The organism is Haloarcula nitratireducens, from assembly GCF_019599505.1.
In genome coordinates this window covers 45027-63143 of record NZ_RKLT01000011.1, presented here as the reverse complement: position 1 = coordinate 63143, position 18117 = coordinate 45027, and the positions used below count along the sequence as shown (strand labels likewise).

Below are 18117 nucleotides of genomic sequence, written 5' to 3'. Positions count from 1 at the left end.
TACGCGACGTGCATAATCTTATCGAACAGCTACGGACTGGCTCTCGGTAGACCAGTCAGTATTCGCCAACGCGGTCGATGTTCTGATACGAGCGGAACAGGTCTGCGATGAGTTCGACGTCTTTCTTCGCTTCACGAGGTCCGGTTCGAACTTCGGCATCCCCGGCCATGCAGTCGAGGAAGTACGCCAGTTCTCGCTTGAAGCTCTCATCGTACGAGGGGGTGTGTTCCGTAGCAGTCATCTCATCTGTCCCTTCTTCAATTCGCACTTCCGACGGCGTGTTCTTGATGAAGGCGTTTGAGAACTCGATCGACAGGGCCGATTCAGGTGTGTCGACGCGGATGCGCTCGTCGTACCACTTCCGGTCGGTTGCACCGGACTGCAACGTACATCGCCGGCCACCCTCATACTGCAGCTGTGCGGTCAGATACTTCCAGTCGTTAAACACGTCGACGTGGTCGATAGACTCTACATCGCCGAATAGACCGCGTAGTGCGTTTATGTCGTGGCAGATACTTTCGAGGTGGTACCCGTACGCGTGAGCGAGTGTGTCGTCGTCCGTGTCGATTGCCGTCTGCAGTTGCGATGTGCGGTTCTCGCCACTAGCTTGGAGGAAGGATTCATCGAGATCCGCTGGGATGTTATCGTAGACCTCCTCGATGACGCTTCCCACGTCCGGCGGAATGACAGTGTTGGTAATGAGGTCGATCGTGTCGGCGTTCTCAACTTCCTCGGCGAAGCGCTGGTAGCCCGAATCATACCGCTTCATATACCCGACCATACAGACCGCGTCGGTTGCATCGGCGGCCTCAACGACGTCGGCAGCATCTTCGGGTGTTACTGCGACGGGTTTCTCCACAAACGTGTGGAGGTCCGCTTCGAGCGCGGCGATGGCTGTCTCAGCGTGAGTGTGCATCGGCGTCGCGATGACGACGCCGTCGAGGTCGTCCGCGAGTTCCTCGATGAGCGCGTCGCTATCCTCGTACTGATTAGGGATATTATATCGGTCGCCGAGTGCCTCAACGACGTTCCGCCCCGGATCTGCGATAGCGTGCACCTCTGCCTCAGGTAACTCCACGAGATACGGGAGGTGCATGATCTGTGCGATATTGCCCGCTCCGATCAGTCCAATTCGCATACGCTTGTGAATTCAGCACTTCATTATTTATAATTTACCCACTCCGCTCGCCACCGTGGTGAGATAAAGAGTCGCGAGCTACTGGCGACCTATCACTCAGCGATCGCGCGCCAGTAGTCGTAGTTCTGCTCGGCGTGGGTGCGCGTGTCTTCGGTCTGGTTTTCGATCTCAACAGTGATGTGGCCGTCGTAGCCGATCTGGTCCAGCGCCTCGTCGACGCCCTCGAAGTCGATGACGCCTTTACCGAGGTCGGTGAAAGCGTTGTAATACCAGAACACGGTGTCGAGTCGTCGCTCACCGTTAGATAGCGCTTCGACGTGCGCGTCGAAGTTGTCACCAGGGGCGACGTCTTTGAGGTGGACGTACTCGATGTCGTCAGCAAATCGCTCGATACCGTCCGTGACATCTCCCTCGGGATAGTTTTCGCCGTAGGGATAATGGTGGGAGGTATCCCAGAGCAGTCCGAGGTTATCCGGCGCTCGGTCGAGCCAGGAGGCTATCTCGTCAGGCTGTTCGATGAGTGTCGCGCCGTGATGATGCAGGACCGGCGTGACGCCAGCGGAGGCGGCCGCATCGCAAACTTGTTCGAGCCACCGTTCAAGATCGGCATCTTCGGTTGTTCCGCGATGTGGCGGAAGAATCCCGAGGTAGGGAGCACCCAATTCGGCGGCTGTCTCAGCGCCATCAGCGATACGGTCAGCCGCTGCCTGTGATTCAAGCCATTCTCCCATCGTACAGTAGAGATCGAGGCCGCAGTCATCTAGTTGTTGTTGGAATCGATCTTTGCCAACGGTAGAGATTTCACCGAGACTCGTCTCGACGCCGTCGTATCCGCACGCGGAAATCTCTTCGAGGCCATCCAACAGCGATTCCTCACCGTACATGATTGTCGTGTAACCGACTCCCATACGAGCGACAACAGCATAGACCGATATATAAATTGGGGATAGAGGATGGTGAGGAACGAGGCACTAGGGAGGGAAATACAGTGCTTTCTATTCGCTCAAATGACTCTCTTCTCCGTAGGACGATTGGCTATTCCTGCTGAATCGCACCGGTCATGTGACCGACGAGTTCCTCACGGTCGATCGTCCCATCGTTTTCCAGTTCCGCGACGAGACTCCCCGACCGGAGGACGGCAACGCGATCCGCAACATCGAAGACTTCCTGCAGGTTGTGAGTAATGAAGATAACCGTCTTGCCGGACGCTTGCAGCTCTTCGATGAGGTCGAGTATTTTCTGGGATCCCTCAACGGACACCTCGGCCGTGGGTTCGTCGAGAATAACGACTCTGGGATCCGAAATGAGTGCACGAGCGACGGCGATAGCCTGTTGTTGTCCACCAGACAGCTCCTCCGTTATCGCGTTGGGGTCTATTTCGAAACCGATCTCGTCAAGCGCTTCGATAGATCGTTGCTCCATGTACTCTCGGTCAAGCCGGCGGAACAGTTTTCCACTCAAACCGTCTTTCAAGGGCTCTCGACCCATGAACACGTTCGCAGCAACGTCGTGTTGGAAAGAGAGAGACATATCCTGGAACACTGTCTCGATGCCGGCACGTTTTGCCATTGCCGGTGATTCGAGGACAATTTGCTCTAGGTCGTGCGACTCCGGATCACGCATGTAGAACTCACCGGACGTGGCAGGGATGACACCAGAGAGAAGTTTGATGAACGTCGATTTGCCGGCGCCGTTGTCACCGACAATCGAAAGGACCTCGTTCTCCTTTATCGAGAGACTGACGTCCTCGAGCGCTACGACTCCACCGTAGTGTTTCGAGACGTTTCGAACTGAGAGGATAGTATCATCGTCTGCTGGTTGTTCAGTAGCCGCGCTCAGATCACTAGTGACGGTTGATTCGTCGGCCTTCGACATATGCAATTGATTGCCATCCACCATTATAAATTTAGGGGTATAGATTAGCTACGCGGCTACTACTGTGGAGAGTGAATAAAACGGCAACCATTGCTAACAAGAGTGTCTGTCTGCCACTAGAGAGTGAGAACGAGAAAGCGGCTTTCCCTCAGCCCACTATTCCGATTTGAGTCGCGGTAAACACGCCTACCGCCAGCCAGAGAACGATAGTGGCTCCGACGGCTAGTAGCGCGTTTCGACTGCTAAATTCGTGTAGTACCCGCGTAGACTGATAGAGCAGGTACAGGATTGGTGCAGCGATGAGCACGACGCTTCCGAGAACAAGAGGGGTAACGAAGCTCCAACCAATCAATAAGACTGGAACGAACAATAGCACTGCTGGTGCGAAACTGTATATGACGCCTTGGAGCGTCGTATCGAAGTCACGACGAGTACCAAGCGCCTTCACAGAGGCGTGGAGGAAGATCGCCGTGAGCAAGAGAAGCCCCGCGGTCAGTAGGAACGCAATGAGTGGAACCGTTCCGAGGGCTGAGACGCCTGGACTCACGATGACAAAGGAGAACTCCCAGCCGAGAATCGTATCGACCACTGTCATCAGAATGAGAGTGGCGACAGCCCAGATGACGGTGCCCACGGCTGCGAAGATGAGCGGCTCGTCTATTCCCTGAACGTCGCCGCGAACGTACTCGAAGAACGACTCCGTCTCCGTCGAGAGAGATTTGAGAGGACTGAGGTACTCCTCGGTGAGGTATTCGAGGCGGAGGTCACGGCTCAGGACTTCGATCAGCACGGCGGCGATGATGAAGATGCCAGTAAAGACCTGAAAGAGTTGCACGCCGAGTCCGGCAAGGACGAGAATGTTCTGCGTCAGCGCAAACACGAGCGCACCGAGGAAGGTGCCGGGCATCGACCCCTCTCCGCCGAACAGGTTGGTTCCGCCGATGACGACGCTCGCGATGACGATGAGTTCGACGCCTTGGCCCGTCGACGGTGAAACGGCCTGCGTGAACGCGAGCTGTCCCATTCCAGCGAACGCCGCCAGCAGTGCGACCAACATGAAGTTGATAATCTTCACGTGGTCGGTCTTGATACCCGTCCGGTTCGCACTCTCTTTGTTCCCGCCGGTGAACATCGCCCGGTAACCGAATGCGGTCTTATTGAGAATGTAGTATCCCAGAACGAGGAACAACAGCGTCCAGACAATCTGAAGGGGAAATCGACTGACGAGAAAAGCATCAGTCCCCAAGTCTAAGACGCCACCAATGTAGAACAGCAACCGTGGGAAGTTATCCGATGGAATGGTCGCCGTCTGCCCACCGAGAATTACCAGATTTGCCCCCCGAAGTAGCGTTAGCGTCCCGATTGTGACGATTAGCGACGGCAGCCCTAACTTGGTAATCATGAGGCCTTGGAACAGACCGTAGATCGCTGCGAAGAACAGCACGAGTAGGACGATAAACAGGATGGGGTACCCGCTTCCGTACATCGTCGCCACGAGTGCTGCGCAGACGGCCATGAGCGACCCAACGGAGAGGTCGAACTCGCCGGAAACCATCAGCAACGTCATCCCGTAGCCGATGATGGCGGTGATCGCCGTATTTCTGATTATCCCAACGAGGTTATCTGCGCTCAGGAATACGTCGGCGCGGATAAAGCTCCCTAACGTGAATAGGACGAGCACTGCCAGTATCGCACCAACCTCACGGCTTTGCAACAGTCTTGATGTGATGCCTAGTCCACTATCTCTTGACACCGAGGCGTCTACCTCTGCCATATCAAACCCATCATCGTCATCAATTATAAAACATGGGTATCGAGACGAGTATTAGCGGGACTTCCGAAACGAGACTGTTTATGGTGTCGACGAACTATCGCGACGCTTAACCAGGGGACACGAATGCTCAAATCACGACTTTCTTGGGAGCGTCTTGGGACGCCCCTATAGAAAATTAGTAATTCTGCTTCTGCCAGTTCTGCAGGTCGCCCCAAGAACCCGAGCGACGTGACGCGAACTCAATGTTGGACTGATCGATAACCGAGATGCCGGTGTTGAAGTCCTTCATTGGGATACCACGTTCCATGTAGTTCCACATCATGTTGACCGGCATGTTCCCCTGACTGTACGGGTCCTGCCCAGCCGTGAACTCAATCGTCCCTTTTCGGATTCCCTGGAGCGTCGGTTCAGGAAGGTCGAATCCACCAACTGTCATCTCGTCTTTGAGTCCCTGATTCTCGACGAGGCGCCCTCCGGCAATCGCTCCCTGCAGGGCAGTTCCGAGAATGAGATTAATGTCGGGATTGGATTTGTGCTTTGTGTCGACACGGTTGATCGCTTGTGCCTGGTCGCCACTGACGTTCAACGTGTCGAGAACTTCCACGTCGCCCTGAGCCTCTAGTGCCATTCGGATACCTTCTGCGCGTGCAGAGAGAGCCGGATGATCGGGTGCCGAGGTCGTGGGCAGGGCTACAATTTGTGTATCATCTCCGACTTTCTCTTTTGCTCGTTCGTATCCGGTTTGACCAACTGCCACACCTGCCTCGACGAACTTCTGCCCGACGTATGGGATAACGATGCCGAACTTGTCCATCATCTCCTTGTACTCGCCGGAGTACACACTGGTGTTGAACGAGGCGACGGGAATGTTGTTGTTGATAGCGTTCTTCACCGGCTGTGTGTACTGTGTCCGGTTTAGAATACTCGTCGCGATGGCGTCTTTCCCGTTTCGAAGACGAGAAATAGTTGTATTTAGTGTCTCTACCTGTTGTGCAGGGTCGTGACTAGACGGACCAATGAACTCCCCCGACCAACCGACGTTGTTCAGCGCGTCGTTCATCCCGACGATGATGCCGGTCATGAACTCGTCGACAACGTGAGTGACGAACACCATCTCCCGCTCTTCATTGCTCGGATTGGAGAGATCCATCGAATCGGCTGTGGGCGGCGCAACGAGTGGAACTCGAAGTGCAGTCGGGAGTTCATCCGACCCCCCGCCCCCGTTCTGTCCATTTCCGCCATCATCTTGTTCCCCAGGTGTTTCCGTATTTTCAGTTGAACGTAGCCCCCCACACCCAGCTAGACCTGATAGGCCTCCTGCGAGCCCAACCGCGCTGAGCTGTTTCATTAAATTTCGTCGTGAGACGCCAAGCTCAATCGAAGTAACACCATCTCCACGATCTTGATTGCTGTCTGCTGTCATGCGTCTCAACACTTTCGGGAACACGTATATAAAAGTTATCATGCAAATATTACATATTCTGATTCACCTTTGATAGAGGTCCTTCTATACTATGGGATGTTCGCAACATACGAACAGTAATTCCACGCTCCATCCCGTGAGATGTTGATTTAGTCCGAAACGGATGTTCAGTCTGGAAGGCCGTTCGTTAGAAACGAACCATTGTCTGTTAATCGCATAGCGCGTGAGTCGAACTCTGTTCAGTTCACTCTATAACACCGGTACTTCTGTTATGCCACTTCTAGAATTGGCTCTTGTCGGCCTCGGCAATACATTGGACAGCTACGCCAGCTATTGAGTCTCCCTGAGAATACTTGACTGTTTCAAGTTCTAACGATAATTCTTCTTATAATACTGTTCGCAAGAGACGAACAAATTTGCGGAAGTTATGGCAGATAGTTTCGACTCTCTCGGTATTCAAGGATGAATCTGAACTGACTATTCAACTCCGAACTTTGAACGGTGAGAAGAGTGTTTCAGGCGCGCTGCACGTACGTCACCGGACAAGATGCGTTCAAGAGTACCTGTTGTGCATAATCGCCAAACACAGCCTTTCCGGCCGGTGAGCGGCCTGCACCGCCAATGACTATTCTGTCGGCATCCAGTTCGTCAGCAACACGGACAATCTCTTCATCTGGCTTGCCAACGACCCCCCTGATACTGTATTCGATATTGTGTTGCTCAAGATAGTCAGCCGGAGTCCTGATGCTATCGTGGCGTGCTGCGAGTTCGTCCGGTTGCATACTACCGCTCGTTGGCTCGATGTCCATTTGATTCAAGAGCTCATCGTATTCTTCCTGCGGAAAGACATGCAGAAGATATACTGACGCTTTAGCAGGCTTGGCGACGGCTACGGCTTCGGCAAGAAGCGCATCAACGTGCTCTCGATCATTTGGCCCGACTGCGAGTACTACTGTTTCTACTGCTGGTTCCATACTTCTGCTTCCGAAAACAGATACTTAAGACTTCCGCCGATTACGGGTAGGAGCTGTTGCTATCCGGTGTGATGACCAATATCTAACTAACGAGGTATAGGGCGGCTCTTAGCGTTATATCTGTTACAGTGGCTGATTAAATGGTAGTCCCCGGATTATATATATCGGTGTGAACAACGGTTGCATACATGCCCGTAGCCTGGCTGAGTGCAATCAGCACAAGTGACGTAGACACCGCTGGCGGGAAGGGTGCCTCTCTCGGTGAACTTCGAGACGCAGGCTTGCCAGTTCCGTCAGCGTTCGTCGTTACTGCAGACACTTATCGTACGTTCATTGAAGAAGCCGGTATCGCCGAAGAACTATTTGAGGCTACTGACGTCGACGGTGAAGATTCGGCAGCCCTTGCCACTGCCGAACAGCGAGCGCGAGAACTAATCCTTGACACTGACCTCCCAGAGAGTGTCAAGTCCGACATTCTTGATGCGTATAATGATTTCCAGAATGACCCGTTCGTTGCAGTGCGATCGTCGGCCACAGCGGAGGACCTGCCCGATGCCTCCTTTGCTGGGCAACAGGAGACGTTCCTCAACGTCTCTCGCGAGGACCTCCTTGAGAGGGTCAAGCGCTGCTGGGCGTCGTTGTTCACCCAGCGAGCGATCTACTACCGCGATGAACAGGGGTTTGACCACGAAGCTGTTGACATCGCTGTTGTCGTCCAGCGCATGGTCGACGCTGAGAAATCGGGCGTGATGTTCACGAGCCACCCCTCGACCGGCGAACCAGAGATTACGGTCGAAGCCGCATGGGGGCTGGGTGAAGCTGTCGTCTCTGGAGCGGTCTCACCGGACAACTACACCTACGACCGAGAGGCCGAATCCGTCGAGACAGTGACCGTCGCCACTAAGAAGACCATGCATGTCAAGGACGACGAAACAGGTGAGACCATCGAGAAGTCGGTCCCTGACGAGAAACAAACTGAGCGCGTTCTCAATGATGAAGAACTCGCTAGTCTCCACCGACTGGGCGAACTCGTCGAGGACCACTACGACCAACCGCAGGATGTCGAGTGGGCCATTGTCGATGGCGATGTCTTCCTCCTGCAGTCCCGTCCTATCACGACGATCGACGAGCAGACCAATGGAGCCGCCCCGCAAAACGGAGATGATAGTGGGAACTCGGACAATAGCAGTATTCTCGTTGATGGTCTCGGTGCGAGTCCAGGAACTGCAACTGGGTCAGTTCGCATCGTCGGGACGCTGGACCAGCTCGACAAGGTCAATCAGGGCGACATCATCGTTACGGAGATGACCACGCCAGACATGGTGCCGGCGATGAAGCGAGCAAGCGCGCTCGTCACCGACGAAGGCGGGATGACGAGTCACGCCGCCATCGTCTCCCGGGAACTAGGCGTGCCCGCGGTCATCGGTTCGGAGACTGCGACACAGACGCTCACCGACGACCAGGTCGTCTCTATCGACGGAGACCGGGGCGTCGTCGCCGACGGCCACCGCACACCTGCCGACGAAAGCGACACGACTGCTGATTCAGCATCGGAGCCGAGAGCGGGGCGACAGGGCAGCAAGCCCATGACGGCAACTGACATTAAAGTGAATGTCTCCATTCCCGAGGCAGCCGAACGAGCCGCGGTGACGGGCGCGGACGGCGTGGGCTTGCTCCGGATGGAGCACATGGTGCTTTCGACGAACAAGACTCCACAACAGTATGTCGAAGATCACGGTGAAGAGGCGTTCGTGAACACGCTCACCGATTCGATGCGGACCGTCGCTGAAGAGTTCTATCCTCGGCCAGTACGCATCCGCACGCTTGATGCGCCGACCGACGAGTTCCGTCAACTGGAGGGCGGTGAGGACGAACCCAGTGAACATAACCCGATGCTCGGCTATCGCGGCATCCGGCGATCGCTGGCTGAACCCGAAACATTCAGACTCCAGCTTGAAGCGTTCCGGAAACTCTACGAGATGGGCTACGACAGCGTCGAGCTGATGCTCCCACTGGTTAACGACGCTGAGGACGTTGAGCGGGCGAAGTCGTTGATGCGAGAGGCTGGCATCGACCCCGAGAAACGCGACTGGGGCGTGATGGTCGAAACGCCCGCGAGCGCGCTCTGTATCGAAGGGTTGTGTGAGACCGGCGTAGACTTCGTCTCCTTCGGGACGAACGACCTCACACAGTATACACTGGCCGTTGACCGCAACAACGGGACCGTCGCCGACCGCTACGACGAACTCCACCCAGCGGTAATGCACTTACTGCACAGCACCATTGAGACCTGTCGCGACTATGATGTGGCGACAAGTATCTGCGGACAGGCAGCCTCGAAACCCCGAATGATTCGGCAACTTGTCGAGACTGGTATCACATCAATAAGCGTCAACGTTGACGCAGTCGCCGACGCACAACGAGAGGTAAAGCGCGTCGAGCAACAGCTTATCTTAGAATCTGTTCGAGACTGAGGCCTGTTAGTCGTCTGATGACATCACTACAGCGATCCAGTACACGTCATATCTGACCTGGTCCGTTAAGCTTGTCTCGTGACTCTGCGGAGAGACTCTTTATGAGGGACAGAATAGACACTCACACTACAGTCACGCTAACTACGGCTACTAATGCTCGGATAGTGGATTTTAATAGCTGGAGCAATTTTATAGGTGTATGGCAACCTCTGAATCCGTCTCTGAAACTGCGGAGTTTGAAGTCGACAACATCGGTGGCATCGACAGTACGCAGGTTTCGATTCCACCCGGCGTAACCGTCCTGACCGGCAAGAATGCAACCAACCGAACGTCGTTCCTTCAGTCGATCATGGCGGCGATGGGAAGCAATCAGGCAACACTCAAAGGTGACGCCGAAGAAGGGCGTGTTCAGTTGAACCTTCAGGGAGAGACCTACGAACGGACGCTCACCCGAGCGGGCGGTTCAGTTGCGTTCGATGGCGACGGTTACCTCGATGATCCCGAGGTCGCCGACCTCTTCGCATTCCTGCTGGAAACCAACGAAGCACGCCAGTCTGTTGCCCGTGGTGACGACCTTCGCGAAATCATTATGCGCCCCGTCGATATCGAGGACATTAAAAATAGGATTCGCGAATTAGAGGAAGAAAAAGATAATATCAATGACGAACTAGCCAATATCGAAGACAGAAAAACGGACATCCCCGAACTCGAACAACGACGAAACCAGATACAAGAACAAATACAGGAGAAAAAGGACGAACTTGAGGATAAAGAAGCTGAGATAGACGAAAGTAATCAAGATATCGAGTCGAGTCGGGAGGATCAGGAAGAGCTTGAAGCGAAACTCGACGAACTCCGCTCGACACGCTCGGACCTCGAATCAACGCGTCGGCAAATCGAGACGCAGAACCAGAGTATCAGCTCGCTCAAACAAGAGCGGAGTGACCTCGAAGACGAACTCGAGGAACTGCCCGAGACACCGATGGGTGATCACCAGCATCTTGAAGCTGAGATTGAACAGCTCCGCGAGAAACGCCAGACGCTGAATTCCCAGATCTCTGACCTCCAGAGTCTTATCCAGTACAACGAAGAGCGACTGGAAGATGAAGACTACGAGGTTCTCGAAACACTCGACGACACTGACCAGTCCGAATCGAATGACTCACCGACCGACGAACTACTTGGTAATGGTGATGAGTCGGTCACCTGCTGGACGTGTGGCTCGACGGTCGAACGCGACCAGATTGAAGACACTGTCGAACGACTCCAAGAACGCCGGCAGGACTTGGTAGAGGAACTCAACGATGTCAAGTCTGAGCTTGAAGACCTCAAAGCGACCCAGCGCGAGGCCAAACAGCAGCAAAACGAGCGTGAGCAAATCGAGCGTAAGCTCGCGGACATCGAGGATGAACTTGAGAGTCGCAACACGCAGCTCGACTCGCTCAAATCCCAGCGTGAAGAGCTAACCGACGACGTCGAAACGCTCGAAGCCGACGTCGACAAACTCGAATCCGATGACTTCGAGGAGGTGCTCTCGCTCCACAAGGAAGCCAACCAACTCGAATTCGAAATCGATAGTCTCGAATCTGATCTCGAAGACGTCTCCGAGGAAATCGAAGAAATAGAAGACATGCTCGACCGTGCTGACGACCTCCGAGACGAACGCGACGAGTTACTCGAACAGCTGACCGACGAACGGACGAAGATCGATCAGATCGAAGCCGACGCTGTTGAGGAGTTCAACGAGCATATGGACGCGATGCTCGAGATTCTGGACTACGAGAATCTCGACCGCATCTGGATCGAACGCGTCGAACAGACCGTGCGTGAGGGCCGACAGAAAGTCGACAAAACCGTGTTTGATCTCCATATCGTTCGAACGACGGAGAATGGCGCAGCCTACGAAGACACGGTTGAGCATCTCAGTGAGAGTGAGCGCGAAGTCACGGGGCTCATTTTCGCGTTAGCTGGCTACCTCGTCCACGACCTCTACGAGACAGTCCCGTTCATGCTGTTGGATTCACTGGAAGCGATTGACTCGTCCCGAATCGCCCAACTCATCGAGTATTTCGAAGACTACGCTGAGTATCTCGTGGTCGCCTTGCTGCCGGAAGACGCACAGGCGCTGGACGACGACGTAAATCGGGTTACTGCGATCTGAGCGGTAACTCACAGCTCAAATCCTTATATAGGAGACACGAATAGCGCCTACTGGAATGTCTCTGATTGTCAAAGCAGCTGTGAAAGATGCACTGTCGGATCACAATGTCTCGGCGGATTTCTACGAGACACTTGATGCGGAAGTCGCCAACCTGATTGAAGACGCTGCCCAGCGTGCTGAAGCCAACGACCGAAAGACGGTCCAGGCACGCGACCTCTAGGCTCACTCGAACAATTTGGTCTCGTTCGCTCTGAATCAGGCCCTGTTTTAAGAGGACAGTGGGAGCAGGGTATTACAATGAGTCTCTCAGCAGAGTCGATCAAAGTAGAGAATGTTGTTGCATCGAGCGATATCGGCCAGGAGCTTGATCTCGAAACGCTGGCGATGGATCTCGAAGCAACGGACTACGATCCAGAAAATTTTCCCGGCCTCGTCTATCGGATGCAGGATCCGAAGGCCGCGTCCTTGATTTTCCGCTCGGGAAAAGTGGTGTGTACCGGGGCGAAAAGTGTAGACGCTGTCGAGACTGCTCTCGAACAAGTCTTTGATGAACTCCGTAGTTTGGGCGTCGAGGTTGACGACTCACCAACGATCGATATCCAGAATGTCGTCTCGAGCGCTGATTTAAAAGCAAACTTGAATTTGAATGCGATTGCGATCGGGCTCGGTCTCGAGCATATCGAGTACGAACCAGAGCAGTTCCCGGGACTTGTCTATCGACTCGACGAACCGGATGTTGTGGCACTGCTGTTCGGCAGCGGGAAACTCGTCATCACGGGTGGCAAGCGATTGAGCGATGCCGAAGACGCACTCACCGTAATCGAAGACCAGCTGAGCGATCTCGGCTTACTGGACTGAGTTTGTGCGATGAACTGGTCGCTGTGACTGATAGCGGAGAAACAGAACTTCCCGGTCGTCGTTTGACAGTAACTGAGATTTTCTTCATGTCACCACTATTCGCGACTCTGAGTTCACTACCTGCTAGTTCAGCCACTCACAACTTTTGGGGCCTGCTCCGCCTTGCGGTGAGCCCGTTCCCAGTATGTATTGTAGAGGTCAATGCCCCAGTCAACGACTGTCTGATTGGTGCTGACAAGCATCGCAATATGGGTTGCATCACCGGTTTCATTGTACGCTCCAATGGTGACTTTCCGATCATCGTACAGCCCGATGCCGAGCGTTAATTGTTCTTCAAGCCATCCGATATCGAAGTCCGCAAACTCTGAATCGTCAAGAAAATGCTCTAATCCCTGTGCGTGGAGCTTTTCGTAGACGAAGTTGTCGACGATTGCCTCTCCTGGGAGCCCCCACTTGAGCAACCGATTGTAGGCTCTGAAAAGAGGAGGATTGTAAATCGATGTAAGTGCTCGAAATTGGTCGAGTTGTGGATCACAGAGATCAAGCGCGGCTCCAAAGACAATTCCCGGCGAATCTGGACAGGACGTGACGACCTTCGCGTCGGCAAGTGCCTGCACTGGGAGATCCGACCGACACTGGTCGAGTCGCTGCAGCCACGGAGCTTTCTCCACTACTTGTTCGATCGAGAGCGCGAGGTCGTTGTATGCATCTAACACTGTCTGGCCTGCAGGTGTGAGCCGGTGAGTTCCGCCAGTAGTGCTACTCCAGCCCTGCGCTTCACACATGTTGAGCATCCGTTGAACAGTCGAGCGAGAGGGGGCATCTGCTCCAGCCCTAGCGAGTTCATGTGGCCGAGCTGATCCGGCAGCGAGGCTGTTTAACACGTTGAGTGCATGCGTAGAGCGGGTGAGACAGGCCAGCTGATCAGTGTCTAGTACATCAAGGCACGTTTCAATGGCTTCAAGCGTGATTTTTCCACCAGCAGTGAGTTCATATCCGCACTGCTCAGCAACTGGTTTCGTGAGTCCTCGTTCTGTAAACCGGGCCAGATGGTCCGACGCAGTTTGACGTGTGACCACCCCTTGAGCGTTGATAGCCGATGGTGTCTGGGCTTGTTCCGCAAGTGCGCGGAGGACATCTAGTCGGGCCGAATCAACCAGATTGTTGATGGTCTCACGAATAACTACTTGCTCGTCCGTTAGTGGATTCGTCGCCACACGATCATCGCGTGTCACACTTTCGCACCTATAATCAATTATTATCCCTCCCCCTATGAATTTATCGAGAAGTTGACTCTAGAGTTCAAATTTATCTGTCGTGTTAGTGGACGGAGTTGCCATCGCTTGACAACCATCTCGTGTCATTCTAGTAACCGTAGAGTTGTAGGCCGGTAGTATTTACATGGGACCGGCCGAGAGCGGAAGATGTGAGCGGTCAGCTACCACCAGCACCATCCAAGCATCCAGTCCTCCAGCACTCACTTCGCTACGCACGTGATCCATTTGAGTTCGTAGAAGAGGCCACGACAGAGTGTGGAGATCTCTATCGGATGGAGCTTCCGAGCGTTGATGACGTATTCGTGCTTGCCCACCCAGATTATCTCTCTCAGGTCCTTGTCGACGACGTCGAGAAATTTGGGAAAACAGAGGATTTTCGCCGAGCGTTCGGGAGTGGATTACTCTCAGTTGAGGGACAGCAATGGCGACAGCAGCGTGATATTTTGCAACCGCTGTTTTTCCGTGACCGAATCACCGGCTACGTCGATGAGATGGTCACCTGCATCGAACAGCGACTTGCGACATGGGAGGATGGTGAAACCCGAGACATCGAGGAGGAGATGAGTGCGCTCACACTCGAGATTCTCTTTGCGACGTTATTCGGTCGAGAATTGTCTCCAGGCGAGGATTCAGACATCCGCGAGGCTGCTGATGGACTCAACGAATGGTTCGCGCCGACCTCGTGGATTCTTCCACACTGGATGCCGACACCGGCTCGTCGACGCTTCAAGGAGTCCACTAACCGGCTTCAAAAAGAAGTGAGAACACTCTTGGCAAATGGAATGTCGGCTGGTCCCCCACAACAATCCGGCGATTCAGACACTATGGATCTCCTCTCGCGACTCGAACAGACTCGCGATAGCCAAGATGGGAAGCAGCTGACCACTGAGGAAATCGAGGATCAACTCGTCACGATGGTCTTTGCGGGGCATGAAACCACAGCGACTGCACTCGCGTTCACGTGGTATCTGCTCGCCACGCATCCGACCATCCGTAAGGAGTTCCATGACGAACTCGATACAGTCCTCGATGGCACCTCGCCTTCTCTTGAAGAAATTGAGAAACTGGAGGTGACAGACCGTATCCTCACTGAAGTGCTTCGACTCTATCCCCCGATTCATACGATTCCCCGCAAGACGACCACCGATGTCGAGATGGATGGGTATCACATTCCGGAGGGGCACGAACTCCATCTCTCGCTGATTCATATTCATCGAGACGAGCAGTTCTACGACGACCCACTCGAATTCCGTCCTGATCGATGGACGGACGAATTCAGAAAGAGCTTGCCAGACTTTGCGTATGCGCCGTTTGGTGGTGGGCGACGGACCTGTATTGGCCGAGAGTTCGCACTACTCGAAGCGAAAATCGCTCTCGCGATGATCGGGCAGCGGTTCCAGCTTGACTGGACAGCGAATCGAGAGCCCACGCTCGAACCACGGATTACGATTCGCACCGAGAATGGGATGCCAATGCGTCTAAACCGCCGATAACACATCTTTTACTCTCCTCGTTATTTGCTGTCCCTTTTACGTGTTCACGCCCGGTGACACTGTCACCAGGGGTGAGTATATCCGACAACCCTCGGAAAGAGAGGAATGTATGAACCCGGAGTTGATTACACCACGATTCCAACGGTAGATTTCAAATATATCTGACACTGACGTCAGACGAAACAGCCTGTATCCCGGCTGGGTGCGTGTGATGGCGTTCACCCGGCATCGCTGAACAGGGTCATCTGCAGTATCGCCAGCTAACTAGAGCGATCAGTATCCAAGTTCACATGAGTGCAACATCGAACGCATCGGACGACTCGCCATCCAACCAAACTCGCCGTACGACTATTCGTGAGCGTGCCCGGCAGGGCTTGCTCACTGCAATGGGCAAGCCACGGTTTCGATCACTCCTCCAGCTATCGCTTATCGTCGTCCTCTTTAGCGGGTCGGCGATGGCCCAGACCAGCGTCGGTTCGGTGTACTGTGGGACGCCTGTCGAGACGGCAATCAGTCTCGTCTTTGGTGCGATAGCAGCACTAGGGATGCCAGCAGCGATGTTCTTCACGGGTCGGAGTGGGCTCTCGTACATGCGGGCGACAGGGAATCCGAACCAGCAAAATCAGGCACGCCAGGATCTGATTCTCTCGGTGACTGGACTGGCCATCGTGTTCCTGGCCTTGATCGCTCCGGAGATTATCTCGAAGCTGGGCAGCGAGCTCGGCTTTTCATTCTCCAGTTGCGTCAATCCCTTCGGCGGCTAACGACGCTCCCACACCCCTCCATTACTGATGTCACTCATAGGCCGACTCGTCGTGATCGCGGTCGTCGCCAGTAGTCTGGTGACACCAGCGGTAGCTGCCTCAGCTCCAGATAGCACTGCAGCGTCACCGCAGGTATCCAACGAGACTGGCACCCAGACAGTCGGCAGAACAGGACATCAGTGCGTTGCGAACCGCTCGGCCCGATTTGAGCGGCCGGGAACCACTCCACCGAACTACACGCATACGTTCAATTCGTCGTCGTTCCGGGCGTACTGGTCGGGTGACGCAGACTACGCGCGTGTTGACAACACGTCGTCGTTGAGTCCACTGGGCCGCCTGTCCTGCTCGGGGGACATCATGTTCCGCGCACCACCCGCCATCGAAGCGTGGAACGACCGCGAACTCAACCGCTATAACAACAGTAGCGGGTCACAGTATCCAGCACGGGTCGCATCGACCGAGAGCCTCGTGGCAAACACGTCGTACGTCGAGATTTTCGCGATCAATCCCTCGACGGTCGTCCACAACGGGTCCCAGACGACACAGTACGTTCGCCCGAACGGGACGGTTCGAACGATTGGGGCCTACAACGGCTCGGCCCTTGGCTGTGCGAACAAAACGGAGACCGACTCCTGTATTATCGAGTCGGCGAGCGTCAACGCGGTTGGCCTCTACGCCAACGGGACGCGGCAGGACACGGCGACGTCGCCAACGGCAGAACTCCAGTATCGAAATCTCACCGGCCCGACGACGCTGACAGTGCGGTTGTCGCTCTCGGTCACAGTGAACCAGACAGCTGACAGCGGTGAAAGTAACACGACGACGTACAATCGAACGCTACGCGATTCGCGGCAGGTCACTGCCTACGAGGTGACGGCATCGGACGCAACGGTGTCGCTGGCGAATCACCGCAACAGTACGGGGGTCAGTCTGACAGTCCCGAATCTGTGGCGTAGTGTGGCGTTCGAGACGGGCGACGTGGTCTACAGTCGCTGGCGGTTCTACACCCGGAGTCCGCCGGGCTGGGCGCAGTGGAACACATCATCGGGAACGAACGTCTCGTCGACACAGCGGGTTCGCCCGTTGCAGGTCCATGCGATACCCGCTCGGCGAGGCCCACTGGCGAACCTCGATCAGCACTCGCTGGCGGCGGACGCACAGTTCTTCGAAGTCGGCGACGACTACGAGCGTATCCAGCGGGATTTCGTCGTCTCCTACCGGAAAGGGCCGGAAGCGAACAAGGCCCCACTCCCAGTCGACGTGCGACTGAACCAATCTGCGACCCATACCCGAACGGAGCGCTTCGCACTCCGGGCAAACGACACCCATCCACTGAGTGCCTATCGGTCACCGGCAGTACATAGCATTGTTCGTGGAGACACCACGGAGAGCCGGCTCTCGACATCGGCTGTTGTCGATGCGTATCCGGCTAACATGAGCGCGACAGTGGTTAACCGAACTACGAACGGGACAACGCTGGCGGTGACAGTTCGCTCGACGCGGGGGTATCCCGTCGACTTCGGAAACGTAACGGTGACCGCTCTCAACAGCACGCGGACTCATACGCTCGGCCCCGGCGAACGCGGGACGTTCACTATCACGATACCGGAGCGCGGTCTCGATCAGGTGGTCCTGACCTACCAGCCGAAGTATTACTGGTGGGAACAGGGGAACCCGGTCGTCAGTAACGTCGTTGCGACTGAACGGACAACAACGGTGGAATGGCTCGGGTCCAGCGTCCCACAGTTCACCGATATTCTGGACCTGGTGGTAGTAACCGTGCTGTGGTTCCTGCCGCTGGGGCTGTTGCTGTACGGATTCGACGTTTGGACGAACGGACGATTGCTTGGCATCTATTCAGCATGACAGACGAGACTTCACAATCGACGGAATCGAGCTGTATCGA

14 protein-coding genes are annotated in these 18117 nt (G+C 54.9%); 7 read left to right on the top strand and 7 right to left on the bottom strand.

Annotated elements, in window-relative coordinates:
• Positions 1-55 precede the first annotated feature (55 nt).
• The 6 genes from EGH23_RS18520 to EGH23_RS18495 form a co-directional block, all read right to left on the bottom strand.
• A complete protein-coding gene (locus tag EGH23_RS18520; RefSeq protein WP_220581466.1) occupies positions 56-1138 on the bottom strand; it encodes a Gfo/Idh/MocA family protein in 1083 nt (360 codons plus the stop codon).
• 92 nt (positions 1139-1230) lie between these two features.
• Positions 1231-2046: a sugar phosphate isomerase/epimerase family protein gene (locus EGH23_RS18515; RefSeq protein WP_220581465.1), complete on the bottom strand. Its 816-nt coding sequence runs from the start codon at positions 2044-2046 to the stop codon at positions 1231-1233.
• A 127-nt stretch (positions 2047-2173) separates the two neighbouring features.
• Entirely contained in the window at positions 2174-3013 is an 840-nt protein-coding gene (locus tag EGH23_RS18510; RefSeq protein ID WP_220581464.1) for an ATP-binding cassette domain-containing protein, read from the bottom strand.
• A 148-nt stretch (positions 3014-3161) separates the two neighbouring features.
• Complete coding sequence (locus tag EGH23_RS18505) at positions 3162-4787, bottom strand: ABC transporter permease (RefSeq protein ID WP_220581463.1); 1626 nt, start codon at positions 4785-4787, stop codon at positions 3162-3164.
• 175 nt (positions 4788-4962) lie between these two features.
• On the bottom strand, positions 4963-6210 hold the full coding sequence (locus EGH23_RS18500) for a substrate-binding domain-containing protein (protein ID WP_220581462.1): 1248 nt from the start codon (positions 6208-6210) through the stop codon (positions 4963-4965).
• A gap of 515 nt (positions 6211-6725) precedes the next feature.
• On the bottom strand, positions 6726-7184 hold the full coding sequence (locus tag EGH23_RS18495; protein WP_220581461.1) for a universal stress protein: 459 nt from the start codon (positions 7182-7184) through the stop codon (positions 6726-6728).
• 188 nt (positions 7185-7372) lie between these two features.
• Between EGH23_RS18495 and ppsA the strand changes: the two genes are divergently transcribed.
• The 4 genes from ppsA to EGH23_RS18475 all read left to right on the top strand — a co-directional run bounded on the left by ppsA (position 7373) and on the right by EGH23_RS18475 (position 12677).
• Positions 7373-9658 carry a pyruvate, water dikinase gene (gene ppsA, locus EGH23_RS18490; protein ID WP_220581460.1) on the top strand — a complete coding sequence of 762 codons (2286 nt, stop codon included), beginning with the start codon at positions 7373-7375 and terminating at the stop codon, positions 9656-9658.
• A gap of 199 nt (positions 9659-9857) precedes the next feature.
• On the top strand, positions 9858-11819 hold the full coding sequence (locus tag EGH23_RS18485) for an archaea-specific SMC-related protein (RefSeq protein WP_220581459.1): 1962 nt from the start codon (positions 9858-9860) through the stop codon (positions 11817-11819).
• Positions 11820-11874: 55 nt separating this feature from the next.
• Entirely contained in the window at positions 11875-12039 is a 165-nt protein-coding gene (locus EGH23_RS18480; RefSeq protein ID WP_220581458.1) for a DUF1931 domain-containing protein, read from the top strand.
• 77 nt (positions 12040-12116) lie between these two features.
• Positions 12117-12677 carry a TATA-box-binding protein gene (locus EGH23_RS18475; RefSeq protein ID WP_220581457.1) on the top strand — a complete coding sequence of 187 codons (561 nt, stop codon included), beginning with the start codon at positions 12117-12119 and terminating at the stop codon, positions 12675-12677.
• Positions 12678-12805: 128 nt separating this feature from the next.
• Here EGH23_RS18475 and EGH23_RS27080 read toward each other — a convergent pair whose 3' ends face one another.
• Positions 12806-13894 carry a transcriptional regulator FilR1 domain-containing protein gene (locus EGH23_RS27080; protein WP_220581456.1) on the bottom strand — a complete coding sequence of 363 codons (1089 nt, stop codon included), beginning with the start codon at positions 13892-13894 and terminating at the stop codon, positions 12806-12808.
• A 209-nt stretch (positions 13895-14103) separates the two neighbouring features.
• Here EGH23_RS27080 and EGH23_RS18465 point away from each other — a divergent pair, with 209 nt between their 5' ends.
• The 3 genes from EGH23_RS18465 to EGH23_RS18455 all read left to right on the top strand — a co-directional run bounded on the left by EGH23_RS18465 (position 14104) and on the right by EGH23_RS18455 (position 18077).
• Positions 14104-15447, top strand: coding sequence for a cytochrome P450 (locus EGH23_RS18465; RefSeq protein WP_220581455.1), 1344 nt, complete (start codon positions 14104-14106; stop codon positions 15445-15447).
• A 455-nt stretch (positions 15448-15902) separates the two neighbouring features.
• Entirely contained in the window at positions 15903-16211 is a 309-nt protein-coding gene (locus tag EGH23_RS18460; protein ID WP_135306074.1) for a pilin, read from the top strand.
• Positions 16212-16568: 357 nt separating this feature from the next.
• Complete coding sequence (locus EGH23_RS18455; protein WP_220581453.1) at positions 16569-18077, top strand: DUF8186 domain-containing protein; 1509 nt, start codon at positions 16569-16571, stop codon at positions 18075-18077.
• Positions 18078-18117 lie beyond the last annotated feature (40 nt).